Annotated in this window: 21 protein-coding genes; 16 read left to right on the top strand and 5 right to left on the bottom strand. The window is 61.8% G+C overall.

Translation table 11 applies throughout. The features are described 5' to 3' along the window. The first annotated feature begins 37 nt into the window (after positions 1-37). The 12 genes from murJ (at position 38) to E0L37_RS16750 (ending at position 13,520) form a co-directional block, all read left to right on the top strand. Positions 38-1,624 carry a murein biosynthesis integral membrane protein MurJ gene (murJ, locus tag E0L37_RS16805; protein WP_133492855.1) on the top strand — a complete coding sequence of 529 codons (1,587 nt, stop codon included), beginning with the start codon at positions 38-40 and terminating at the stop codon, positions 1,622-1,624. A gap of 75 nt (positions 1,625-1,699) precedes the next feature. Continuing rightward, complete coding sequence (ribF, locus tag E0L37_RS16800; protein ID WP_133492854.1) at positions 1,700-2,632, top strand: bifunctional riboflavin kinase/FAD synthetase; 933 nt, start codon at positions 1,700-1,702, stop codon at positions 2,630-2,632. Then, positions 2,629-5,445, top strand: a complete 2,817-nt coding sequence (ileS, locus tag E0L37_RS16795; RefSeq protein ID WP_133492853.1) for an isoleucine--tRNA ligase — start codon at positions 2,629-2,631, stop codon at positions 5,443-5,445. The genes ribF and ileS overlap by 4 nt, the downstream gene beginning before the upstream one ends. Before the next feature lie 34 nt (positions 5,446-5,479). After that, entirely contained in the window at positions 5,480-5,983 is a 504-nt protein-coding gene (lspA, locus tag E0L37_RS16790) for a signal peptidase II (protein WP_133492852.1), read from the top strand. Then, positions 5,973-6,443 carry an FKBP-type peptidyl-prolyl cis-trans isomerase gene (fkpB, locus tag E0L37_RS16785; RefSeq protein WP_133492851.1) on the top strand — a complete coding sequence of 157 codons (471 nt, stop codon included), beginning with the start codon at positions 5,973-5,975 and terminating at the stop codon, positions 6,441-6,443. The genes lspA and fkpB overlap by 11 nt, the downstream gene beginning before the upstream one ends. A 150-nt stretch (positions 6,444-6,593) precedes the next feature. Beyond that, positions 6,594-7,529 (top strand): 4-hydroxy-3-methylbut-2-enyl diphosphate reductase, encoded by a 936-nt coding sequence (gene ispH / locus E0L37_RS16780; protein WP_022996670.1) that lies wholly within the window; start codon positions 6,594-6,596, stop codon positions 7,527-7,529. Between the two features lie 229 nt (positions 7,530-7,758). Then, positions 7,759-8,238 (top strand): GspH/FimT family pseudopilin, encoded by a 480-nt coding sequence (locus E0L37_RS16775; protein WP_236564112.1) that lies wholly within the window; start codon positions 7,759-7,761, stop codon positions 8,236-8,238. A 9-nt stretch (positions 8,239-8,247) separates the two neighbouring features. Further along, positions 8,248-8,769 carry a type IV pilus modification protein PilV gene (gene pilV, locus E0L37_RS16770; protein WP_133492850.1) on the top strand — a complete coding sequence of 174 codons (522 nt, stop codon included), beginning with the start codon at positions 8,248-8,250 and terminating at the stop codon, positions 8,767-8,769. Continuing rightward, positions 8,766-9,557 (top strand): PilW family protein, encoded by a 792-nt coding sequence (locus E0L37_RS16765; RefSeq protein ID WP_133492849.1) that lies wholly within the window; start codon positions 8,766-8,768, stop codon positions 9,555-9,557. The genes pilV and E0L37_RS16765 overlap by 4 nt, the downstream gene beginning before the upstream one ends. Beyond that, entirely contained in the window at positions 9,557-10,108 is a 552-nt protein-coding gene (locus E0L37_RS16760) for a PilX N-terminal domain-containing pilus assembly protein (RefSeq protein ID WP_133492848.1), read from the top strand. The genes E0L37_RS16765 and E0L37_RS16760 overlap by 1 nt, the downstream gene beginning before the upstream one ends. Before the next feature lie 29 nt (positions 10,109-10,137). Next, positions 10,138-13,104: a PilC/PilY family type IV pilus protein gene (locus tag E0L37_RS16755; RefSeq protein ID WP_133492847.1), complete on the top strand. Its 2,967-nt coding sequence runs from the start codon at positions 10,138-10,140 to the stop codon at positions 13,102-13,104. Next, positions 13,101-13,520, top strand: a complete 420-nt coding sequence (locus tag E0L37_RS16750; protein WP_133492846.1) for a type IV pilin protein — start codon at positions 13,101-13,103, stop codon at positions 13,518-13,520. Before E0L37_RS16755 ends, E0L37_RS16750 begins: the two co-directional genes overlap by 4 nt. A gap of 30 nt (positions 13,521-13,550) precedes the next feature. On the opposite strand, the gene E0L37_RS16745 is transcribed toward E0L37_RS16750, so the two are convergent. Next, entirely contained in the window at positions 13,551-14,039 is a 489-nt protein-coding gene (locus tag E0L37_RS16745) for a GspH/FimT family protein (RefSeq protein ID WP_166643088.1), read from the bottom strand. A gap of 128 nt (positions 14,040-14,167) precedes the next feature. Here E0L37_RS16745 and E0L37_RS16740 point away from each other — a divergent pair, with 128 nt between their 5' ends. Further along, positions 14,168-15,253: an FAD-binding oxidoreductase gene (locus E0L37_RS16740; protein WP_133492845.1), complete on the top strand. Its 1,086-nt coding sequence runs from the start codon at positions 14,168-14,170 to the stop codon at positions 15,251-15,253. Here E0L37_RS16740 and E0L37_RS16735 read toward each other — a convergent pair. From E0L37_RS16735 to E0L37_RS16725, 3 genes are read right to left on the bottom strand one after another with little or no spacing between them, the layout of a single operon-like run. Next, the gene (locus tag E0L37_RS16735) at positions 15,226-16,596 is read right to left on the bottom strand and encodes a sigma-54 dependent transcriptional regulator (protein ID WP_133492844.1); all 1,371 of its coding nucleotides are present in this window, start codon (positions 16,594-16,596) and stop codon (positions 15,226-15,228) included. The two genes, E0L37_RS16740 and E0L37_RS16735, sit on opposite strands and share 28 nt — an antisense overlap. Before the next feature lie 2 nt (positions 16,597-16,598). After that, entirely contained in the window at positions 16,599-18,182 is a 1,584-nt protein-coding gene (locus E0L37_RS16730; RefSeq protein WP_133492843.1) for an ATP-binding protein, read from the bottom strand. A gap of 19 nt (positions 18,183-18,201) precedes the next feature. Beyond that, positions 18,202-18,462 carry a PP0621 family protein gene (locus E0L37_RS16725; protein WP_133492842.1) on the bottom strand — a complete coding sequence of 87 codons (261 nt, stop codon included), beginning with the start codon at positions 18,460-18,462 and terminating at the stop codon, positions 18,202-18,204. A 355-nt stretch (positions 18,463-18,817) separates the two neighbouring features. On the opposite strand from E0L37_RS16725, the gene E0L37_RS16720 reads away from it, so the two are divergent. Then, positions 18,818-20,458 carry an NAD+ synthase gene (locus E0L37_RS16720; protein ID WP_133492841.1) on the top strand — a complete coding sequence of 547 codons (1,641 nt, stop codon included), beginning with the start codon at positions 18,818-18,820 and terminating at the stop codon, positions 20,456-20,458. A 52-nt stretch (positions 20,459-20,510) separates the two neighbouring features. Here the strand turns inward: E0L37_RS16720 and E0L37_RS16715 are convergent, their stop codons facing one another. Beyond that, on the bottom strand, positions 20,511-21,326 hold the full coding sequence (locus E0L37_RS16715; protein ID WP_133492840.1) for an outer membrane protein assembly factor BamD: 816 nt from the start codon (positions 21,324-21,326) through the stop codon (positions 20,511-20,513). A gap of 55 nt (positions 21,327-21,381) precedes the next feature. Here E0L37_RS16715 and rluD point away from each other — a divergent pair, with 55 nt between their 5' ends. Together rluD and pgeF are read left to right on the top strand one after the other, a co-directional pair. Next, positions 21,382-22,353, top strand: coding sequence for a 23S rRNA pseudouridine(1911/1915/1917) synthase RluD (gene rluD / locus E0L37_RS16710; protein WP_133492839.1), 972 nt, complete (start codon positions 21,382-21,384; stop codon positions 22,351-22,353). Beyond that, positions 22,350-23,096 carry a peptidoglycan editing factor PgeF gene (gene pgeF, locus E0L37_RS16705; protein ID WP_133492838.1) on the top strand — a complete coding sequence of 249 codons (747 nt, stop codon included), beginning with the start codon at positions 22,350-22,352 and terminating at the stop codon, positions 23,094-23,096. Before rluD ends, pgeF begins: the two co-directional genes overlap by 4 nt. Positions 23,097-23,255 lie beyond the last annotated feature (159 nt).

Genomic DNA, 23,255 nt, shown 5'->3' with positions numbered 1-23,255 from the left:
CGGCGTGTAAGTGTGCCAGCGAATGGGGAGACCATGAATGGAGCAACGGGCGGATCAAGGCGAAACCGGCGCGCCTGAACCGGGCAAACAGGGCGGTTTGCTGGCGTCCACCGTGGTGGTCAGCGCCATGACCATGCTCTCCCGGGTGCTGGGGCTGGTTCGGGACGTGGTGCTGGCCCGTCTGCTGGGTTCCTCCGCTGGCACCGACGCGTTTTTCGTGGCCTTCCGGATTCCCAATTTCCTGCGCCGGCTGTTCGCCGAAGGGGCCTTCAATCAGGCTTTCGTGCCCGTGCTCAGCGAATATAAAGAGCGTGGCAGCGCCGCCGCCAGCAAAGCGCTGATCGATCGGGTGGCCGGTACTCTCGGCGGCACCCTGGCGTTGGTGACGTCGATCGGGGTGGTGGGGGCGCCGCTGCTGATCTGGCTGTTCGCCCCGGGTTTCGGCGACGACCCCCACAAGCGGGCGCTGGCGGTGGAGATGCTGCGGCTGACTTTCCCGTACTTGTTCTTTATCGCACTCACCGCCTTTGCCGGGGCCTTGTTGAACACCTGGAGCCGGTTCGCGGTGCCGGCCTTTACTCCGGTATTGTTGAATCTGTGTCTGATCGGCAGTGCCCTGTTCCTGGCGCCTCATTTCGCCGAGGGGCGGATGGCGGTGGCGCTGGCCTGGGGCGTGCTGGCCGCCGGGGTCGTCCAACTGTTATTCCAACTGCCTTTCCTGGCCCGGCTGCACTTGCTGCCGGTGCCGCGCATGGGTTGGCGTGATCCCGGAGTGCGACGCATCCTGGCGCTGATGGCGCCCGCCCTGTTCGGAGTGTCGGTCAGCCAGATCAACCTGCTGCTGGATACGGTGCTGGCGTCATTGCTGCAGACCGGTTCGGTGACCTGGCTGTATTACTCCGACCGGCTGGTGGAACTGCCGCTGGGAGTGCTGGCCATCGCCATTGGCACTGTGATTCTGCCCAGTCTGTCCGCCAAGCATGCTTCCGCCTCCTCCGAGGCCTTTTCACGCACTCTGGATTGGGCGTTGCGCCTGGTGCTGCTGGTGGGTGTCCCGGCGGCCCTGGCCTTGGCGGTGCTGGCCGAGCCGCTGTTGTCCACCCTGTTCCGGCACGGTGAATTCGGTGTTCGGGACGTGGAGATGGCGGCGCGGTCGTTGCGCGCCTACAGTCTGGGATTGGCGGCCTTCATGTTGATCAAAATTCTGGCACCGGGTTATTTCGCCCGGCAGGATACCCGCACCCCGGTCAAGATTGGCATCATCGCCATGATCGCCAACATGGTCTTCAATCTGGCGCTGGTCTGGCACTTGCAGCATGCCGGCCTGGCCCTGGCCACGGCGCTGTCCGCCTGGCTGAATGCCGGCCTGCTGTACTTCGGGCTGCGCCGCTCCGGCGTGTACCGCCCCGGCAAGGGGTGGGGGTGGCACTGGGTGCGGATGCTGGTGGCGGGGCTGGCCATGGCGGCGGTGACCGGGCTGCTGGCGCGGCACGCCGGCGTCTGGCTGGTCGGTGGGGTTGGTGAAAGAGCGGGCTGGCTGGCGCTGGTGGTGGTGGCCGGGTTGGCGGTTTATGGCCTGGTGCTGCTGGTTCTTGGCCTCAGGCCTCGCCACTTGCGCCGATGATTCCTATAATCTGCCCTCTTTTACCTCTGGGGCATGGCCGATGGGCCGCCGGCGGGGGCGGGCAGTGAGGACCGAATGCGACTGATTCGTGGCGTGCACAATTTAAGGCCGGCCCATCGTGGCTGTGTGGCCACTATCGGCAATTTCGATGGTGTGCACCGTGGGCATCAGCGCATCCTGGATAAAGTGGTGGCCGAGGCCCGGGCCCGTGGCGCCCTGGCCACGGTGATGTTGTTCGAGCCGCAGCCGCAGGAGTTTTTCCTCGGTGACCAGGCCCCGGCCCGTCTGATGAACCTGCGGGACAAGCTGATTACCCTGGCCCGTTACGGCGTCGATCAGGTGCTGTGCGTGCGTTTCAATGACGCCTTCCGTAACCTGGAAGCTGAACAATTCGTCCGTGACATCCTGGTCGACGGCCTCGCCGTCGAGTATCTGGTGGTCGGGGATGATTTTCGCTTCGGCCGTGGCCGGCTGGGGGACTTCGCCTATCTGGAACAGGCCGGCGAACGCTTTGGCTTCCAGGTCCGCGACACCGCCACCTGCCAGATGACCGGTGAGCGGGTCTCCAGCACCCGGGTGCGATCGGCGCTGGCGGCCGGCGACTTCGCCCTGGTGGAGCAACTGCTGGGTCGCCCCTACGATATCAGCGGCCGGGTCCGCCACGGCGACAAGATCGGCCGGACGCTGCAACTGCCCACGGTGAATCTGGCGCTCAAGCGGCAGGTTCCGCCAGTGCAGGGCATTTATGCCGTGACGGTGGACGGGGCGGGTCTCGAGGGGCAGACCGGAGCGGCCAACGTGGGGACCCGGCCCACGGTCAACGGCGTGGAAAACCGCCTGGAGGTCCATCTGCTGGATTTCCAGGGGGATCTGTATGGCGCTCACCTGACGGTGCACTTTCACCACTTCGTGCGCCCGGAGGAGAGGTTCGCCAGTCTGGATGAACTGAAAGCCGCGATTCAGCGGGATGTGCAACAAGTCGAAACCTATTTCCAAGGGACATCATGACCGACTACAAGGCGACACTGAATCTTCCCCACACCGACTTCCCCATGAAGGCGGGTCTGGCCCAGCGCGAACCCCGGCGACTGGAGCAGTGGGGTCGAATTAACCTGTATCGCAAGATGCGGGCCGCCGCCGCAGGCCGGCCCAAGTTCGTGTTGCATGATGGTCCTCCCTACGCCAATGGCGTGATTCATATCGGCCACTCCATCAACAAGGTGCTCAAGGACATCATCGTCAAGGCGCGCGGTTTCGAGGGCTTCGACGCGCCCTATGTGCCGGGCTGGGACTGCCACGGGCTGCCCATCGAACACAAGGTGGAGCAGAAGGTGGGCAAGGCCGGCCATAAGGTGGACGCGCGCACCTTCCGTGAGGAATGCCGGGCCTACGCCGCCGAGCAACTGGAACTGCAGAAAGCGGATTTCATCCGTCTTGGTGTGTTCGGGGACTGGGAACATCCCTATCTGACCATGAACTACGGCACCGAGGCGAACATCATTCGCGCGCTCGGCAAGATCGTCGACAAGGGACTGCTTACCAAGGGCTTCAAGCCGGTGCACTGGTGTCTGGACTGCGCTTCCGCGTTGGCGGAAGCGGAAGTGGAATACCAGGACAAAAAGTCTCCGGCCATCGACGTCGCCTTCGCCGTGGTGGACCCGGCGGACTTCACCGCCCGCTCTGGTGTACCGGCGGAGCAACCGGCTCTGGTGATCTGGACCACCACGCCCTGGACGTTGCCCGCCAACCAGGCGGTGGCGGTGCATCCGGAGCTGGAATACGTGTTGCTGGACGGCACCCAGAATGGCAAACACCGTCAGTTGGTGGTGGCCGAGGCTCTGGCCGACGCGGTGATCGAACGCTTTGATTTGCAGGATGTGATCCGCTCCGCGGTGTTCCAGGGACAAGTGCTGGAAAACCTGGTGCTGGCGCATCCGTTCCTGGACCGCCAGGTGCCGGTGGTGCTCGGCGAGCACGTCACCACCGACGCCGGTACCGGCTGTGTGCATACCGCGCCAGGACACGGTGAGGACGACTTCCTGGTGGGCCAGCGTTATGGCCTGGAAGTGGACTCTCCAGTGCAGGACAACGGCGTGTTCCGCGCCGATCTGCCGGTGGTTGGCGGTTTGCATGTGAACAAGGCCAACGGTCCGGTGATCGAGGCGCTGGAAGCCGCCGATGCATTAATGGCCTTGCAGACCATTACACACAGCTACCCGCATTGCTGGCGCCACAAGACGCCGATCATTTTCCGCAGCACCGCGCAATGGTTCATCGCCATGGAAAAAGGCGATCTGCTGGAGCAGGCCCGTGCCGAGGTGGATCGGGTGCAGTGGATCCCTGACTGGGGCAAGGCTCGTATCGAGGGCATGCTGCGTGACCGCCCGGATTGGTGCATTTCCCGGCAACGGACCTGGGGGGTGCCGATCGCTTTGTTCGTGGACCGCGATACCTCGGAGCCACATCCGGAAACGCCGCGTCTGATCGAAGAGGTAGCGAAGCGGGTGGAACAGCGCGGTATCGAGGCGTGGTTCGAGCTGGACCCGGCGGAGTTGCTCGGTGAGGACGCTGAACGTTATACCAAGGTCACCGACGTCCTGGACGTCTGGTTCGATTCCGGCACCACCCATTTCTCGGTGCTGGAGCAGCGCCCGGAACTGACGGTGCCGGCGGACCTGTACCTGGAAGGCTCGGATCAGCATCGCGGCTGGTTCCAGTCCTCGCTGCTCACTGGTGTCGCCATGCGTGGCAAGGCCCCCTACAAGGGCGTGCTTACCCACGGCTTCACCGTGGACGAGCAGGGTCGGAAAATGTCCAAGTCCCTGGGCAACGTGATCGCGCCCCAGGAGGTCTGGAACGATCTGGGCGCCGACATCCTGCGCTTGTGGATCGCCTCCACCGATTATCGCGGTGAGATGACGGTCTCCAAAACCATCTTCAAGCAAGTGGCGGACAGCTACCGGCGGATTCGCAATACTGCGAGGTTCCTGCTCTCCAACCTGAACGGTTTCGACCCGTCCCGGCATCAAGTGGCGGCGGAGGACATGCTGGCGCTGGATCGCTGGGCCGTGGCCCGCACCGCGCAGCTGCAGGATGAACTGCGTGAACTGTACGAAAGCTACCAATTCCACCTGGTCTATCAGCGTCTGCATCATTTCTGCGCGCTGGAACTGGGCGGTTTTTATCTGGATATCATCAAGGACCGCCAATACACCACCCGGGAAGATTCGGTGGCGCGCCGCTCCTGCCAGAGCGCGCTTTATCTGATCGCCCAGGCGCTGGTGCGTTGGATGGCACCGATCCTCAGCTTCACCGCCGAGGAGATTTTCGAGCACCTGCCCGGCGAGGGTCGTCCCGAATCCGTATTCCTCACCACCTGGTTCGAGGGACTGTTCCCCCTGGCCGGCGACGAGGCCATGGGTATGGCGTTCTGGGAACAGGTCCAGGCGGTCAAACAGGCGGTGAACAAAGCCATTGAGGAGGCGCGCAACCGCAAGGAACTGCGCGCCAACCTGGCCGCCGAAGCCACGCTGTTCGTCACTCCGGAACTGCGGGCATTGCTGGAGCAACTGGGCGAAGAGCTGCGCTTCGTCACCATCACCTCCACCGCCACCCTCAAGCCCCTGTCGGAAGCGCCGGAAGGGCTCGAGGCCAGTGCGGTGGAGGGGCTCAAAGTACAGGTGGTGGCGTCCGCCCACAGTAAATGCGCCCGTTGCTGGCATCACCGTGAGGATGTGGGCAGCCACGCCGAACATCCGGAACTGTGTGGCCGTTGCATCAGCAACGTGGATGGTTCCGGCGAGGAGCGTTGCTATGCATGAGGCCGGCGGCGGGCGCGATACGAATAGCGCGAGCATGACGAAAGCCAGCACCAGGGGACTGCCGGGCCAGCTCGGCTGGCTCTGGCTGAGCGCTCTGGCGATCGTTCTGGACCAGATCACCAAGCACATGGTCGTGGCTCGTTTCGATTTGTTCGAACGGTTGGAAGTGCTGCCGTTCTTTAATCTCACCCTGGCCTACAATACCGGCGCCGCCTTCAGCTTTCTGGCCGAGGCCGGTGGCTGGCAGCGCTGGTTCTTCACGTTGGTGGCGCTGGGTGCGTCCGTGTTGATCCTGGTCTGGCTGGCGCGGCTTCGCGATGAGCGTTTGCAAGGCGCGGGGCTGGCCCTGATTCTGGCCGGAGCCCTGGGTAACCTGTATGACCGGATCGTGCTGGGCCATGTGGTGGATTTCCTCGATTTCCATTGGGCTGGCTGGCACTTTCCTGCGTTCAATCTGGCCGATACCGCCATCACCATCGGTGCCGGCCTGATCATTCTCGACATGATCCTGGGAGGGCGTGGCCGCCATGAACGATGAGTTGCGCGTCGGGCCGCAAACCCGCATCACCCTGCATTTCGCCGTGCGCTTGATGGACGGCACGGAGATGGACAGCACTTTCGGTGGTGAGCCGGCTACTTTTGTCTGGGGTGATGGCTCCTTGTTGCCTGGTTTCGAGCGTGCCATTCTCGGCCTCAAAGCCGGAGACCGGCGCAGTGTCTTCATCGATGCCCAGTCGGGGTTTGGCGAGTACAACGAGCAGAATGTGCAGCATTTCCGCCGTGACACTTTTGCCGCTCCCGATGGCATGGAAGTAGGCACGGTGATGAACTTCGCCGACGCCGCCGGCGCCGAGCTGCCCGGCGTGGTCAGCGCCCTGGATGAGCAATGGGTGACGGTGGATTTCAACCATCCCCTGGCCGGTCGCGAACTGACCTTTGAGGTCGAGATCGTCCGTGTCGAGCACGATGCTCCGGAACAAACAGTGAAACTGAGTTGACAGTTGATAGTGGACAGTTGACAGCGGAAAGACAAAAAACAAAAACAGGTGATCTTTAGCCGCTGTGCAAACACGCTCCCACAGAAAACGCATGGATCGACTTGTCTCTTACGCTGTCAACTGTCCACTATCAACTGTAAACTGGCTCTTATGGATATTCGTCTCGCCAATCCCCGTGGTTTCTGTGCTGGCGTCGATCGCGCCATCGCCATCGTCAACCGTGCCCTGGACGTGTTCGGGCCGCCGGTTTACGTGCGCCATGAAGTGGTCCACAACCGTTTCGTGGTGGATGGATTGCGTGATCGGGGCGCGGTCTTCGTCGAGGAACTGCATGAGGTGCCGGACGACGCCATCGTTATTTTCAGTGCCCACGGTGTCTCCCGGGTGGTACAGGAAGAGGCCGAGCAGCGGGCCCTGAAGGTGTTCGACGCCACTTGTCCGCTGGTTACCAAAGTGCATATGGAAGTGATCCGTTATGCCCGCGAGGGGCGGGAAGCGGTGCTGATCGGCCACGCCGGCCATCCCGAGGTGGAAGGCACCATGGGGCAGTACGACACCTCCAAGGGAGGGCGTATGTACCTGGTGGAAAGCGAAGACGACGTGGCCACGCTGGAAGTCACCAACCCGGACTATCTGGCGTTCGTCACCCAGACCACGCTCAGCGTGGACGACACCGCCCGCATCATTGATGCCTTGCGGGCACGTTTCCCCAATATCCTCGGCCCCAAGCGCGAGGATATCTGCTACGCCACCACCAACCGCCAGGACGCGGTGCGTCAGTTAGCGCTGGAATGCGATCTGGTCCTGGTGGTGGGCTCGGTGAACAGCTCCAACTCCAACCGTCTGAAGGAACTGGCGGAACGTTGCGGTACCGAAGCGTATCTTCTGGATGATCCGGCCATGATTGATGCCGCCTGGCTGCAAGGCAAGAAAGCGGTTGGCGTCACCGCCGGCGCCAGCGCTCCGGAAGAGCTGGTGCATCAGGTGGTCAGCCGGTTGCGCGAACTGGGAGGGGAAAGCGCGGAGGAAATCCCCGGCCGCGAGGAGAACATCAGCTTTTCCATGCCCAAGGCGTTGCGCGCCTGACACCCTCTTTTTAAACCTGTCATGGATGCTTTGACGGACACTCAGGACAGGTATGCCTGAAATGAGATTTGCGCTTTTTTTGTGTGAATTTAATCACATATAAAACCCCCATTCCCTCAAGTGTTCGAGCCGTTCGGTACAGGCGGGCTACCGCTTGTCCGAGCGTGCTTGTCGCCTGTTTTGCAATCGCTAGAGTGTCGACACCGAGTTCACTTATTTGGGGGAAGACGTGGCCGGCACTCGTGGGGACAACGGCGGTTTCACCATTATCGAACTGATGTTGGGGATCATGGTCGCGGGCATTCTGCTGGCCATCGCCGTGCCGTCATTTCAGAACGTCATCGCCAGCAATGCGCTGCGCTCCACTACTTCGGATCTGATCACCGCGCTCAATACCGCCCGTTCCCAGGCGGTGAGTGCCCGTCGTGACGTGAAGCTCAAACCGTTGGGATCGCCGGCGGACTGGAGCAACGGCTGGGAGCTGGATTATGGCGTTGGCGCGGTTGAGCAGAACCAGACCTTTTCCGCCGGAGAAGGCGTCAGTGTCACGGAAAACAGCGGTGTGACAGAACTGGTGTTCGACCGCTCCGGCCGGGTGGACAACGACGCGACCTTCGAGGTGTGCGATGACCGTACCGGCGAGACCGGCCGGGAGATCTCCCTGGGGCGCTTCGGCGATCTTCAAAACAAACCGCTGACCTGCAGCTAGGGGGGCGCCATGCACATTTCCCGAGAACGGCAAAGCGGCGTCGGCATGGTGGAGATCCTGGTGGCGTTGTTGGTACTGGCCATCGGCGTGCTTGGCTATGCCGGACTGCAGCTCAATGCCTTGAAGAGCACCGAGGACGCCAATATTCGTTCCCAGGCCACGGCGTTGGCACGGGACGCATTGGAACGCATCGTTGCCAATCCGCAAGCCCGCTCCACCTATCTTCAGCAAAACAGCTGGGATACGGGGGCCGGTGCCCTGGGCGAGGCGCCGCCTTCCAATCCGAACTGCATGGCAAGCTCGTGTGACAGTGATCAGATGTCGGCCTGGGACCGCAATACCCTGCGCTGGCAGGCGGGAAACTTGTTGCCCGCCGGCAAGATCCGGGTACAGCCCTGCGATAGTGGCACCACCCTGACCAGTTGCGTGGTGGTGGCCTGGGGAGACCAGGCTCTCGGCGGCTGTGTCGACGGCGGCAACATTAATACCGATGACAGCGCCAAGTGCGTGGTGATGGAGGTGACACGATGAGGCTGTTTGGCACACATCAACAACAGACCGGTTTCAGCCTGGTGGAACTCATGGTGGCCATGGTGCTGGGACTGATCATTACCGGCGCCGCGATTTCTCTGTTTTCCACCAACCAACGGACGTTCTCACTGCAACAGAACATGGCCCGGATACAGGAGCAGGGTGATCTGGCCATGCGTTTTATCAACCAGGATGTGCGCCTGGCGGGCAATATGAGCGACGCTGTCAGTGCCACTTTCATGCCAGGCATCATTCTGGATGCCAGCAGCGCGGTAACCGGTGGGTCCGCCATTCCGCCGGGGAGCGACGGCGGTGCCGACAGCGATCGCCTCACCCTTGCCTACCATGGCGAGTTGGATTGCCAGGGCAATGGAGCGGGCGTTATGACGGAAATCGTCAACACCTACTGGGTGGGGGGCGATAACGATGACGAGCTTTATTGCCGTGGGAACCAGAGTGGTGCTTCAAACGGAGTCGTCCTGTTGCGGGGGATAAAGAGCTTCCAGGTGCTCTATGGCGTGGATCAGACCACCGACGGCATTGCCTTCGCCTCTCAGTACCTGAGCGCCGACGAAGTGCTGGCCAGCGCCGATGTGGATCAAAGCCGGATCGTGGCGGTGAAGATCGGCCTGCTGATGGAAGCCGATCTGCCGGTGCTTGGCGGCGGCGAGCAGGATCAGACCTTTTACATACTGGATCGGGAGGTCGACGTCAGCGCGGGTAGAACGCTACGCCGTCAGTTCTTTTCCACCGTCGCTATCCGGAATTATCCCTGGGATGTGATCTGATGATGCCGATAACACACTATCAATCGCAGCGTGGGGCCGCTCTTCTGGTCGCCCTGATGATTCTCGTGATCGTCTCGATCCTGGGTATCACCGCCATGAAAACCAGCATGTTCAGCAGCAAGATCGCCACTGGCACTCAGGTGGATGCGATGGCTTTTGAAGGAGCCGAGTCGGCAGTGAATGAAGCTTTCAGCGCCCTGTATGGCATGAGCAGTGCGCAACTGCAGCCGTTCCTGGCCGGGACGGTGGGACAACGCTGCCTGGTGGGTGGCGCCACGACGGCGGCGACCAGGGCCTGCACCAGCACGGACAGTATGGATTCAAGAGGGCTGGTACGAGCGGGGTCACGGATTCGCCAGGAGGGGATGAGGGCGGTATCCGGAGGGCAACTGAGCATGTCCGGCAACAACACTCTGGTGGTTGACTTCACCTTCGAGATTCTCGGTGAGGCGGAGATTGATGACTTTTCAATGGGCAACCATCACATGTTGGAAGCCTTGAAACGCGGGATGGTGTCATCGTCCGACTTTAACGTGGACACGGAAAACTAAGCACGAATAAGCACGAGCGGGGGGGAGTCATGCTCGAGAATATTTTCAAGTCAGGCCTGTTACTGGTTGCCTTGTCGTTGGCGCCGACGCCGCTTTACGCGGACGATACGGAAATCTATTTCTCCCGCGCCGGTGTCGGCAATGACGAGAACGAACAGATCGCCAATGTACTGTTCCTGATCGATACCTCGGGGAGTATGGAGCAGGGTAGTCCGACCAAGATGTCGCAGTTGAAAACCGCCTTCACCGAGGTTATCGACGGCCTGGGCGAAGGGGTCCGCGTGGGCGTTGGCAAGTTCAATGGCGGGTACGACAGCAATGGTTACGGCGGCTATGTCTTCTATCCGGTCAGTGACATGGACAGCACCGCTCGCGGCGAGGTCAAGTCTTTGGTGAACGGCCTTTCGGGCACCTCGAATACGCCCACCATGGAGGCGTATTCAGAGATGGCTCGCTACATGATGGGGATGAGTCCGACCACTTACGCCGTGTATGGGGAAGCCTCCCAGGACAAACCCCAGGTGGCGGTGAACATGCACTATCAATGTGTGCGCTATCGATCCAACGGTAGTTGTCGCCAATGGGACTGGGTCAGCGATGATAGTTATCAATCGCCGATGAACATCAATAATCAGTGTGAAAGCAACCACATCATCGTCATGACCGATGGGGACCCGACTCGGGACAGCGACTACGATTCGGTGAGAAATATCGCCGGAGGGTATTGCAACGGTTCATACAGTTGTCAGGAACAACTGGCCGGGTGGTTGGCGAGCGAGAACAATGGTCAGGAGCGTGCGGTAAAGACCTGGCAGGTGGCCTTTGGTGTCAGCGCGACTTCATCCCAGGTAAGGAACATGACTTCGGTGGCGGTTGCCGGTGGCACGGAGAGGGTTCGTCTTGCCAACGATGCCGAAGAACTGGCCGCCGAGTTCAATGACATCCTCAATCTGATAGCGGAAGACTCCCAAACCATTACTTCGCCGGGTGTGGCGGTAAACCAGAACAATCGGCTGGAGCATCTGAATCAGCTTTATTATGCCGTTTTCAAGCCCTCTAAAAGTTCGGTCTGGCCCGGCAATTTGAAACGTTATCGCAAGGACGGCAGTGAAGTCGTGGATAAGAATGGTGCCTCCGCGGTGGATGCCAGCACCGGCTATTTTCGCGATTCGGCCTGGAGTTATTGGACGCCCACGGAAGCTGATGGCCCGGATGTCACCAAAGGTGGTGCTCGTGGCAGAAACGATCAATATCAGGACCGCAAGATCTATGTGGGCAATAACAGTGATAACGGCGGCGGCGACTGGCTCACCGAAAATCGGGTGGAAACGATTCTTCAACCCGCGCAAATGGGAATTCCGGACAACAATCCGGTGCCGGAGTTTGATACCAAGCTGAAAGTCTACAATGCCTTGAACACACTCTGGGCGGATCCCATGCATAGTGTGCCGCTGCTGGTGAACTATGAACTGGGGGCTAACGCCAATGACGTGGACGGCCAGGAGAACTATCTCTTCGTATCCACCAATGGCGGCATGTTGCACGCCATCGATACCGATGACGGCCGTGAGAAATTCACGTTCATGCCGGACCGCATGCTTAGGAAAGCATATGATTTTGTCCGCTCCCCCGATTTGCGGGAGGACAATACCCGCGATCCCTACGGTATGGACGGTTCGTGGGTGGCCTATCGCACCGCCAAGGAGAACGGCGACGCCGACAAGGTGTGGATTTTCGGAGGCATGCGCCGGGGCGGGAACGCCTATTACGGTCTGGATGTGTCGTCCATAAGCAGCCCGGAGCTGATGTGGCGGATCCAGGGCAAGGATGAGAGCGGCGCCAATGCCAGTAGCGGATTCGAGCGACTGGGGCAGACCTGGTCCACGCCGACCATCACCCGGGTACGTATCGACGGTGAAGTGAAAACGGTACTGGTGTTTGGCGGTGGTTACGACGCCGAACATCATGATACCGCTGGCCAAAGAGCGGCGAAGGACAGTGTCGGCAATGGCATCTACATGGTCGACGCGGAAACCGGTGAATTGATTTGGTCCGCCGGTGCCGACGCCAATGCCGGCGTCGCCCATACAACGGTGGAAAGCATGAAATGGTCGGTGCCGGGAGGCATCGCCGTGGTGGACCTGAAGAATGGCCGATTGGATGGTCTGGCGGACCACCTCTACTTCGCCGACCTTGGGGGGCAGGTGTTCCGCGTCAATCTTGACAATAACAACGACGGTGCCGGTTCGCTGGTGAAGGGCGTGGTTCGGTTGGCCAATTTCGGTGACAGCGAGCACCGCCGCTTTTATGAAGCGCCCGCCATCGGTTATGTGCGCGATGGCTTGCGGGAGACGCTGTATGTGGCCGTCGGCTCAGGCTACCGGGCCCACCCTCTGGACGAGGACACGGAGGAAGGCTTCTTCATGTTCGCCGACGGCACCTTTAAAAATACCAATCAACCCGACGTGATTACCATGAGCGAGCTGCGCAATGCCCGTAGCAGTGACCCGTCCGCGTCCTCGAAGGGGTGGTACGTGACCTTCTTGCGTTCCGGTGAAAAGGTATTGTCTTCCCCGAGCATCTATCAGAATTCGGTGATGTTCACCACTTACGTGCCCACCAATGCGGACCAGGACGATGATCCCTGTGTGGTGCGTTACGGTGAGGCTTATGCCTATCGAGCGGACATGATCACCGGGGAGCCGGCGTCCTTCACCAACGATGGCGAGGCTTCCTGGGACGGCACCAAGCTGATTACCTCCGCGATCCCGCCGGGCGTGGTGCCGGTGATCACCGACGGTGGCACGCCCGGTGATGGTGATGGCGGCGGTGATGACGATGAGGGCGGCAGTGGCGTGTCCTTTAACGTGGGACTGGAGTTTATCGGCGATGACGGCATGAACTACAACCTGTTCCGCAAACGCCGCTGGTATCCCATGGAAAAGAACGACGCCAACGCCTATTTCCCACCTGAGCAAGGGGGGACGGCACCATGAACCGGATGACCCGGAATCCCATGGCCGGCTTCACGCTGATCGAACTGATGATCGTGGTGGTGGTGGTGGCGATCCTCGCCGCCATCGCCTACCCGAGCTACACCGAGCAAGTAAAAAGTACCCGTCGGGCCGAATACCAGGGCAAGCTGATGGACCTGGCGGCATCGCTGGAAACCTACCGGGCCCGCCATTTTTCCTATGAGGGCGCGACAGCCGGCGGCCTGGCCGGAGACGCCTATTACAACGTCCAGGTGGCCACCAGCAATGATCATCAGAGCTATCTGATCACCGCCACGCCCCACTCCGGCGCGGGCATGGCGGGGGATGGCAATCTCAAACTCAACAGCGAAGGGCAGACTTGCTGGGTGAAAGGCGGGGATTGCACGCCCAGCGCCACTTCCAGTTGGGACCGGTGAGGAGAAAACGGCGGGATCGCGGTCCGCATTCTAGAGGCAGTCGCCGCTGCTGATCGGTTCGATGCGAGCAGTGCCCATCACCGACATGACGATACGTCGCCCCTGCCCCTGGTTGCAGATCAGGAAGCTGCCGTTCTGGTAATACAGGTTGCCGCGCCGTTCATAACGCAATGCGGTGCCGCGGAAGCGGCGCCAGGCAAGGGTGGTGCCCTCGGGCAGATCAAGGCGATGGAACACGTCATCATCGGTGATGGCGGCAATGCCATTCCGGTCCCGCGCCAAAAGCAGTGAAGAGGTTGTCTGGAAGCGGTCACAGTGACTGCTGCCGTCGCATAAATAGATCGGTCCCCGCGTCAGCGCTTCGGCCCGGGCATAGTGGATCAGACCCAGAACCTGGTTGCTGGCCGATACCACCCGATGCCGGGGCAGCCAGTCTTTTTGCCAGTGAACGCCGGCGCTCAACAGCAGCGCCAGCAGCGTCAGTGTGATCAGTAGTTCCACCAGTGTGAATCCGCGCACGTCCTTGTCCCTCCCATGGCCGTCCTGGCCTTTGATGTGTGGCAACAAGAGGCCAGTTTACCGTCCCGGCAAGGTGGCCTTTGTGCTACTGTTGCTCTTCTTTCTGTAGTCCATATTCCCTGATTGCTATGGCTGATTTGCTCGTCGTCGGCGGCGGTATCGTCGGATTGTTAAGTGCTTTGGAATTCACCGACCGGGGTTGCCGGGTCACCGTCATCGACGCGCCGGTCCGCTTTCCGCCGGCCTCCTGGGCTGGCGGCGGGATCCTGTCGCCGTTGTACGCCTGGCGCTATCCCGACGCCATGAATCTGCTGACGGTGGACGCGCCGGAGCGCTATCGCAACCTGATCACGCGGCTGCGCGGACGGGCCGGGCTGGTGGACGAGGACCTCAACGAAAGCGGCCTGTGGGTGGCGGTGGAAACCGAGAAGGAACGTGCCGACGCCATGGCCTGGGCACGCCGTTGGCGGCTGTCCTGCGTGGCGGAACGCCTGTCCCAGCGAATGCCGGAAGCCACCGATCGGGACGGGGTGTGGTTTCCAACTCTGGGCAATTTACGTAATCCCCGTATTCTCAAGGCACTGCGGGCTCATCTCTCGGCCCAGGGTGTGCGATTCGAAGCAACACCGGCGGTATCACTATCTCCGCGCGCCGTGGGTGGGGCGTCGGTGGCGCTGGCCGACGGACGGCAATGGCAGGCGGCTCGTGTGCTGGTCAGTGCCGGTATGTGGGGCTCGCGGTTGCTCAGTCCGCTCGGGCTCAATTTGCCGTTGTTTCCTTCCAAGGGAGAAATGCTGCTCTATCAGTTGGTGCCGGGGCGGGTGCCGACCGTGTTGCTGACCGAGCAGGGCTATCTGATTCCCCGTGCCGACGGTGCCGTGCTGGCGGGCTCAACGTTGAAGGACGGTGATGACAGCCATTATCCCACGGTGCCGGGGCGCTGGGCATTGGAGAGGATGGCGGCGGCGCTGTTACCGGCTCTGGCCGAGGAAAGGCCGGTAAGCCATTGGGCCGGCGTGCGTCCCGGCTGTGGCCGGGACTGGCCGTATCTGGGCGAGGTGCCCGGCGTGCCCGGGGTCTACGCCGCGCTGGGGCACTACCGTAATGGTCTGGTGTCGGCACCGGCCAGCGCCGCGTTGCTGGCGGCGCTGATGAGTGGCGAGCGCCCGCATCTGGACCCGGCACTTTACGCGCTGCCTTCTTCCTCTTCCTGATCCAGGGCCAGTTTTTTCAAGCGGTACCGCAGTGAGCGAAACGTCATGCCCAGCTTTTTCGCGGCGGCGGTGCGGTTCCAGTGGGTGGCGTCCAGAGCCTTGAGAATTTCCTGCCGCTCGATGTCCTGCAGATAGTCCTCCAGCGGCAACGCCGGATCTCGGCTGCCGCCCAGGCTGGGGGTATCCGCGCCGGTCTGGCTTGGTAAACGCAGATGGGAGGGTTCAATGATGTTGCCATCACACAGGGTCATGGCCCGCTCCAGGACGTTCTCGAGCTCCCGCACGTTGCCGGGAAACGGATACCCGCGCAGCGCCGCCAAAGTACCGTCACTGAGCGTGGGCGGCGTGGTGTCCCAGGCGATGCCGAGTCGCGAGAGGATGTGGTCAACCAGCGCCGGAACGTCGTCCAGACGTTCGCGCAGCGGCGGTACGTGCGCCTCGATGACATTCAACCGGTAGTAAAGATCCTGGCGGAAGCGGCCGGCCTGCATTTCCTCGCTGAGATCCTTGTGGGTAGCGCACAGAATGCGCAGATTGACGCTGAACTCCCGTGACTCGCCCACCGGGCGCACGGTCTTTTCCTGAATCGCGCGCAGCAGCTTCACCTGCATGTGCAGCGGCAAATCCGCCACCTCATCGAGAAACAGAGTGCCCCCGTCCGCTTCCCGGAACAGGCCTTTGCGGTCTTCCACGGCACCGGTGAAGCTGCCTTTGCGGTGGCCAAAGAATTCACTTTCCATCAATTCGGAGGGGATGGCACCGCAGTTCACCGCGACGAAGGGGTGATCGCCGCGCGGTCCCAGCGTATGAATCAGCCGCGCCACTTTTTCCTTGCCGCTGCCGGACTCGCCGCTGATGTAGATCGGCGCCTGGCTGCGGGCGAGCTTGCGGATTTGCCGCCGTAAATGCTGCATGGCCGGCGACTGGCCAATCAACCCGTCGTCCTCGCCACTTTCGGCGGCGCCATGGCGGCTGATGCCAAGGCCGTCCTGGATCAACTGCCGCAGCCGGTCCAGCGTTACCGGCTTGGCGATGAAATCATAGGCCCCCAGTTTCATCGCTTCGGTGGCGGTTTCCATATTGCCGAACGCGGTGAGTACCGCGATGGGCAGGTCCGGCGCCTTCTCCGCCGCGTAGCGGATCAACTGTAAACCGGTACCGTCGCCGAGGTTCATATCGGTCAGGCACAGATGAAAGGTGTCGCGATCCAGCAGACGCTGGGCGGCGGCCAGGGAGTCCGCGGCCGTTGCTTCCAGTTTCATCCGCCCCAGGGTGATGACCAGAAGTTCCCGTAAGTCCGACTCGTCGTCCACAACCAAAACACGCGGAGTAATGTCATTCATCGTTATTGGAACTGTCTATCCGGATGTGCGCAGGTAATCATGAAACAAGCGCCCCGATCAGCCGGTTCATGGCTGAGACTGGCTTGATTGGCCTGGCACAGTTGTTGGCACACGAACAGACCGAGACCGTTTCCCTTGGCGTGCGTGGTGAAGAAGGGCTCGAACAAATGCCGTGCCTGTTCCTCGCCGATGCCCGGGCCATCATCGCTGACCGCGATCCAGGGCAATCGGGTTTTTGAATGCACTCCGTGGGTTACGCGTACCCGGACCTGTTCCCCCCCATGTCGAAAAGCATTACCGATCAGATTGTCGAGAATCTGAATCAGCTGGCCGCGATCGAAACGCAGCTCGGTATCGGTGGCAAAGTCCATTTGCAGACGCGCCTTGCGGTCTTCATGGCAATGCGCGGCGACCTCCACGAGAACCTCCTTGAAGGCCAGTCTTTGCGCCTGGCCTTTGGGTCGCCGTGACAAGTCCAACACATCGGAGATGATGCCGTCCACTCGTTGTACGTGGGTTCGCACCATATCGAGCAGACGGCGGTCACTGTCGTCGCCGGCATCCTCGCGCAGCAGTTCCGTGGCATGATTGATCGCGCTCAATGGATTGCGGATTTCGTGGGCCAGGGTGGCGGAGAGCCGGCCAAGGGAGGCCAGATTCAACTGCTGCGCCTCCTGAGCGATACGCGCGGTGTCCTCTAGAAACACCAGGGTCAACTGCTCGTGGCTGGTATCCAGGGGCGCGAAGCGCGCGGACAGCTCCGGCGACTGCTTCGAGGCGCGCAAGGGGGGCGGCAGGATGTGGGGCGCCTGGCGCCAGGCCTGGTATCGTTCCCGTAGTGGCTCCGGTAATGACTGGCCGCTCATGGCGGTGGCGAACGCATTATCCGCCGAAGGGTTGGACTGCAGAATACGCCCGTGACGGTCGAACACCAGGATTCCGGTACGCATGCGCCGGACGATTTGTTCGTTCAGGGCTTCCAGCCGGTCCAGGGCTACCTGCTGGTCGGCGGCGATGCTCTCGCTGCGCTCCAGCCGCGAGGCAATCTGCTGGATGATCACCGAGACCATGAAAAAAGCGATGCCAAGCAGACCGGACTCGGTCAGCGAGAATGGATCCCGCTCGCCGGATTGGGTAGCGAAGTAGAATTGCTCGTACATCACCGTCAGTGTCGCCAGGGCGGCGACCAGAAACCCCATGCGACCGCGCAGCAGAATATTGCCCGCCGCCACGGTGATCAGCAGCAGTACCGCCAGCCCTCCCTCGAGACCACCATTGGCGTGTACCACCAGGCCCAGGGCGATAACGTCGACAATCAGGGCGAACGACTGAGCCCAACCGGGGGGCGGCAGACGCTCGCTGTATTCGAGCACCGTGGACACCAGAATCAGGGCCAGATAGGCCATCACGGTGAATTCGAACAGTAACGGCAAGTGTTGGCCCAGGTAGGGCTGCTGGTGGGTGTAGTGAAGAATCAACAAGACCGAGGCGATGGCGATGCGGTAGACATTGTAAATGCGCACCGGGGTCCAGCGCTGTCCGGGTGGTGGCCAGGGAAGGCCGGCCTGATCGCGGGGCGTGGTCATGATGGGCGTCTTGGCCGGGTCAATCGTCGCTTTCCTGGTGTTCCAGGTATTCACGGCGGTGTTCGCGGGAGCAGAAGTCCAGCGACTGATGACGGAAGGCCTCGGCTTCCGGTACATGCACCCCGCACAGGTGGCATTTGACCATGCGCTCGCTGTCGATGGTGCGGGAGGAGCGGCGTGGATCGCGTCCCCGGGCGGCCTGGTTGGCGGAGACGCCTTTCACCACCCGCCAGACCACGTAAATCAGCGCGGCCAGTATCACCAGCTTGATCAGCCCCATTTCTTTCTCCCCGTAAATCACTCACCCACTTGTCGTCCGGGTGAACCTTTGCTTGACTCCGGCCCTGATTCCCAGGCTTATGAAGGTGCGCTGAAACCTGTTATACGCTCAGGTGCCGCCGACCGCATCACCAGGTGCCGAAAACCGCTAACCTGGATGCCGGAGAGGGCCGGATGCAGTAAGGAAAATGTGTCCTGGCGCGATGCCAAGGAAACTTTCCGCGGGCCTTTGGCAGGCTCTTATGTAACCCGGCCGGCTACAGAGTACAATCAGCGCAGCCGAGAGGAAAGAGATCGGCCCGAGGCGGCGGGCAGAGTGGTCGCCGGGGCCTGGACATGATGAAGGCATGGTTCCTATGCGAATAGTGATGGCCCAGCGTAATCCGCTGGTGGGCGATATCGAAGGCAATGCGCGGGCGGTGATCGATGCCGCCCGTGAGGCCCGTACCCTGTTGGGGGCGGAACTGGTGGTCTTTCCGGAACTGATGCTGACCGGTTACCCGCCGGAGGATCTGTTACTGAGGCCCAGCCTCAACCGGCGTATCGATGATGCTCTGGCCACTATCGGTGCCGCCGTGGAGGTGCCGGTGATCGTTGGCTATCCGGCGGTACGCAACGGAGTGCGTCGCAACGCCGCCGGGGTGCTTTATCCCGGCGACGAGGGCCCGCGCCACGAGTACTTCAAGCAATGCTTGCCCAATTACCGCGTGTTTGACGAGAAACGCTATTTTCAACCCGGTAACAGTCAGCCCGGTAACAGCGCGGTGGTGTTCGAGTTCCAGGGCCTGCAACTGGGCATCACCATTTGCGAGGATATCTGGTATGCCGGTCCGGCCGCCGCGGCGGCGGAAGCTGGCGCCGACGCCATTATCAATCTGAACGCCTCACCATTCCGTGCCGGCAAGCCGGAGGAGCGTTTCGAACAGGTGGCCGCCCGTGCCCGGGAAACCGGTCTGCCGGTGCTCTATTGCAACATGGTGGGCGGCCAGGATGAGCTGGTGTTTGACGGCGCTTCCTTCGCCGTGGACGGTGCCGGCCATCTGTGCCTACAGGGCGCCAGCTTCGAGGAAGGACTGGTGCCGGTGGATCTGAGCGGCGAAGGGGCAGTGCTGGCCGTCAGAGGCGAAGTATTGCCGGTGCCGGCGGGTGAGGAGAGCATGTATCGGGCGCTGGTATTGGCGGTGCGGGATTACGTCAACAAAAACGGCTTCAAAGGTGCCTTGCTGGGACTGTCCGGCGGCATCGATTCCGCTTTGACATTGGCGGTGGCGGTGGACGCCCTGGGTCCGGAACGGGTGGAGGCGGTGATGATGCCGTTCCGTTATACCTCCGCCATGAGCATCGAGGACGCCGAGAAGCAGGCCCGGGCGTTGCGGGTGAAATACCGGGTATTGCCGATTGAGCCGGCCTTCAACGGCTTCATGGAGATCCTGGCGGAACCGTTCGCGGGGCTCGACACCGACACCACCGAGGAGAATCTCCAGGCCCGCTGCCGGGGCGTTCTGCTGATGGCGCTCTCCAACAAAGGCGGCTCCGTGGTGCTTACCACCGGCAACAAGAGCGAGATGGCGGTGGGTTATGCCACTCTCTATGGCGATATGGCCGGCGGTTTCTCTGTGCTCAAGGATGTGTTCAAGACCTGGGTGTTCCGTGTTGCCCGCTGGCGCAATCAGAAAGCCGGCACCGAGATCATTCCACAACGGGTGATCGACCGGCCACCGTCCGCGGAATTGGCGCCGGATCAGGTGGATTCGGACTCGCTACCCGACTACGACGAGTTGGACGCTATTCTGGAGCACTATGTGGAACAGGACATGAGTGCCGAAGCGGTGATCCGCGCCGGCTTCGATCGGGACGTGGTGTACCGGGTGGTGCGCCTGACCGATCGCAATGAGTACAAGCGCCGTCAGTCGGCGGTGGGGCCGAGAGTCAGCCGCAGGGCTTTTGGCAAGGACCGGCGCTATCCGATTACCAATGGCTGGCGCCCGGGGGACTGAGAAGGGTATCAAAGCCGCCGCGGGGTTCTCCTGCAGCGGCCTCGTCGTCCGCTTACAGCAAATCGAAGGTTAGCAGGCTGAGGATGCCGTTGGCCTTGTCCGGCCACCAGGACAGGGTAACCCTGTCGTCGTTCATATAGTCGGAATCCGGCCAGTTCTGCGCCAGTACCCGGCGGCTCTTGTCGGCCAGTTCCGGCTGATTGATACGCTCGTAGCCCTTGGCCATGATCGCCAGTGCTTCCGGTACCGAAGGCGTGCCCTGATAGTGACGCACTACGTACTGGGCCCGGTTGATGGCCGCGATATAGGCGCCGCGCCGGGCATAGTAGCGGGCGGCATGCAGTTCCTGGGCGGCGAACTGATTGCGGATGAACACCATGCGTGAGCGCGCGTCCGGGGCATAGTCGCTGTCCGGGAAGCGGTTCACCAGCCGTTCGAAATCCTCGAAGGCGTTGCGGGCGGCACTCAGGTCGCGGGCGGACTTGTCGGTGCTCATGATGTTGTCGAACAGGCCGCGCTCCAGGTAATAGTTGGACAGCCCGTGCATGTAGAGGGCGTAGTCCAGGCTGGGGTGGGCCGGGTAGGAGCGGATGAAGCGCTGGGCGGCGACCACCGCGGCAGGGTAATCCTGGGACATGAACTGGGCATAGATCAGGTCCAGTTGTGCCTGCTCGGCGTAGGGGCCGTAGGGGAAACGGGCTTCCAGTTCCTTCAGGCTATCGATGGCGGTCAGGTAATTTTTCGCTTCCAGCGACTCCCGCGCCTGCTTATATTGCTCGGCCTCGGTGCGTTCCGGGCTCTCGACGGGCTTGCTGGAACAGGCGCTCACCATCACGGCGATAATCAGGGGCCAAAACAGACGTGGCATTTTTTCCTCGGTTCGACGCGCTACAATGGAGCGCTATTTAATCACAGGTTGCGATATGGGACATCTCGGCGGGGAGAAAATTCAACGTACCGAGCAGGTGAGCGTGGATCACGCCGGCGCCCGCTTGGACCAGGTGGCGGCGGAGCTGTTCGAGGGATTCTCCCGTTCACGACTGCAAACCTGGATCAAACAGGGGGCTCTGACCGTCAATGGCCGCAAGGCGCGCCCCAAGGACAAGCTGGTGGGCGGCGAGAGCCTGACCCTGGAGGCGGAGCTGGCGCCGGAGCTGGAGGACCAGCCCGAGGCGATCAGCTTGCCGGTGGTGTATGAGGATGAGGACCTGATCGTTATCAACAAGCCGGCGGGGCTGGTGGTGCATCCGGCGGCGGGGCATGCGGATGGGACCTTGCTCAACGGACTGCTTCATTTGGATGAGCGTCTCTCAAGTCTTCCCCGTGCCGGCATCGTCCATCGCCTGGACCGGGATACCACCGGCTTGATGGTGGTGGCCCGGTCCCTGGAAGCGCACAGCGGGTTGGTGGCGCAGTTGCAGGACAAGAGCCTGCATCGTGAGTACGAAGCCATCGCCGTTGGGGTAATGACTGGCGGCGGCACCGTGGATGCGCCCATAGGACGCCATCCGGTGGATCGCAAGCGTCAGGCCGTGGTGGCGCAAGGCGGCAAGCCGGCGGTGACCCATTTCCGCGTGATGGACCGCTACCGGGCCCATACCCGGATCCAGGTCCGGTTGGAAACCGGACGCACTCATCAGATTCGCGTTCACATGGCCCACCGTCACTATCCTCTGGTGGGGGATCCGTTGTACGGTGGTCGCCTGAAGTTCCCCGCTGGTGCCACCGAGGCGTTACGCGAGGCGCTGCGCCGGTTCCCCCGGCAGGCTCTGCACGCCCGTCGCCTCGGTTTGGTGCACCCGGTTAGCGGTAAGTATCTGGAATTCGAAACGCCGTTGCCGGAAGACCTGCAGACTCTGATTCGGGTCCTCGAGGAGGACCGGGAGGCGCAATGACGCTGCCGGACGTCAATCAGTGGCTCTGGCCGGAATGGCACCCGCATCCCCGGGTGCGGTCGGTGGTCACCTCTCGCCTGGGGAGTCACTCACCTCCCCCATGGGCCGGGTTCAATCTTGGCGCCAATTGCGGTGACGAGCCCTCCCGGGTGGAAGCCGCCCGCCGTCATGTGCACCGGTTGCTGCAAGTGGATCACCCACCGGCCTGGCTGCAGCAGGTTCATGGGGAGCGGGTAATTCGCGCCGGTGATGCGGACAACCGCGCGGATGGGGTCTGGACCGACGAAAGCGGTTGGCCCTGCGTGGTGCTCACCGCTGACTGCCTGCCGGTTTTATTGGCACGGGGGGATGGCAGCGCGGTGGCCGCGGTGCACGCCGGCTGGCGTGGGCTGCATGCGGGCATCGTGCAACGGGCGGTATCGATCCTGGCGCCGGAAGGGGAGGCGCTGTCCGCGTGGTTGGGGCCGGCGATTTCCGGACGGGTCTATCAGGTTGGGGAAGAAGTACGCCGTGCCTTCATGGAATCCTCGCAGCTGTTTGAACCCGCTTTCACCCGTGACGCGACTCCCGGCCATTGGCGTTTTTCGCTTACCCATGCCGCCACCCTGGTATTGCATCAGGCCGGTGTGGAAGACGTATCCGGAGGGGAGCATTGCACCGCCGATGACCTCACCCACTTCTATTCCTACCGCAAGGAAGGCCAGACCGGTCGCTTTGCTTCTCTGATTTGGCTTGAGCCCTGATCGGGGCCGGGCCCGCCATCTCCGTTCTCTTAATCTGGATCAATATCGGGCGTTTTTTCCGGCTGGGGTTGCTTGAATTCCATGGCTCCGCCCGCATTTATAGGTCAGATTTTGAACAGTCGGTAAAGTCCGGTGCCATTGAAACCTTGTGGTTGAGGG

Origin of the sequence: Alcanivorax sp. 24 (assembly GCF_004360225.1) — a bacterium.
Classification (GTDB): domain Bacteria; phylum Pseudomonadota; class Gammaproteobacteria; order Pseudomonadales; family Alcanivoracaceae; genus Alloalcanivorax; species Alloalcanivorax xiamenensis.
Note: the sequence above shows the minus strand (reverse complement) of the source record. Positions and strands in the feature narration are given on the sequence as shown.

What these genes read in the sequence shown, in the direction of transcription:
- murJ (WP_133492855.1), top strand. Translation starts at nt 38, where the DNA reads ATGGAGCAACGGGCGGATCAAGGCGAAACCGGCGCGCCTGAACCGGGC.
- ribF (WP_133492854.1), top strand. Translation starts at nt 1,700, where the DNA reads ATGCGACTGATTCGTGGCGTGCACAATTTAAGGCCGGCCCATCGTGGC.
- ileS (WP_133492853.1), top strand. Translation starts at nt 2,629, where the DNA reads ATGACCGACTACAAGGCGACACTGAATCTTCCCCACACCGACTTCCCC.
- lspA (WP_133492852.1), top strand. Translation starts at nt 5,480, where the DNA reads ATGACGAAAGCCAGCACCAGGGGACTGCCGGGCCAGCTCGGCTGGCTC.
- fkpB (WP_133492851.1), top strand. Translation starts at nt 5,973, where the DNA reads ATGAACGATGAGTTGCGCGTCGGGCCGCAAACCCGCATCACCCTGCAT.
- ispH (WP_022996670.1), top strand. Translation starts at nt 6,594, where the DNA reads ATGGATATTCGTCTCGCCAATCCCCGTGGTTTCTGTGCTGGCGTCGAT.
- pilV (WP_133492850.1), top strand. Translation starts at nt 8,248, where the DNA reads ATGCACATTTCCCGAGAACGGCAAAGCGGCGTCGGCATGGTGGAGATC.
- E0L37_RS16765 (WP_133492849.1), top strand. Translation starts at nt 8,766, where the DNA reads ATGAGGCTGTTTGGCACACATCAACAACAGACCGGTTTCAGCCTGGTG.
- E0L37_RS16760 (WP_133492848.1), top strand. Translation starts at nt 9,557, where the DNA reads ATGATGCCGATAACACACTATCAATCGCAGCGTGGGGCCGCTCTTCTG.
- E0L37_RS16755 (WP_133492847.1), top strand. Translation starts at nt 10,138, where the DNA reads ATGCTCGAGAATATTTTCAAGTCAGGCCTGTTACTGGTTGCCTTGTCG.
- E0L37_RS16750 (WP_133492846.1), top strand. Translation starts at nt 13,101, where the DNA reads ATGAACCGGATGACCCGGAATCCCATGGCCGGCTTCACGCTGATCGAA.
- E0L37_RS16740 (WP_133492845.1), top strand. Translation starts at nt 14,168, where the DNA reads ATGGCTGATTTGCTCGTCGTCGGCGGCGGTATCGTCGGATTGTTAAGT.
- E0L37_RS16735 (WP_133492844.1), bottom strand. Translation starts at nt 16,596, where the DNA reads ATGAATGACATTACTCCGCGTGTTTTGGTTGTGGACGACGAGTCGGAC.
- E0L37_RS16730 (WP_133492843.1), bottom strand. Translation starts at nt 18,182, where the DNA reads ATGACCACGCCCCGCGATCAGGCCGGCCTTCCCTGGCCACCACCCGGA.
- E0L37_RS16725 (WP_133492842.1), bottom strand. Translation starts at nt 18,462, where the DNA reads ATGGGGCTGATCAAGCTGGTGATACTGGCCGCGCTGATTTACGTGGTC.
- E0L37_RS16720 (WP_133492841.1), top strand. Translation starts at nt 18,818, where the DNA reads ATGCGAATAGTGATGGCCCAGCGTAATCCGCTGGTGGGCGATATCGAA.
- E0L37_RS16715 (WP_133492840.1), bottom strand. Translation starts at nt 21,326, where the DNA reads ATGCCACGTCTGTTTTGGCCCCTGATTATCGCCGTGATGGTGAGCGCC.
- rluD (WP_133492839.1), top strand. Translation starts at nt 21,382, where the DNA reads ATGGGACATCTCGGCGGGGAGAAAATTCAACGTACCGAGCAGGTGAGC.
- pgeF (WP_133492838.1), top strand. Translation starts at nt 22,350, where the DNA reads ATGACGCTGCCGGACGTCAATCAGTGGCTCTGGCCGGAATGGCACCCG.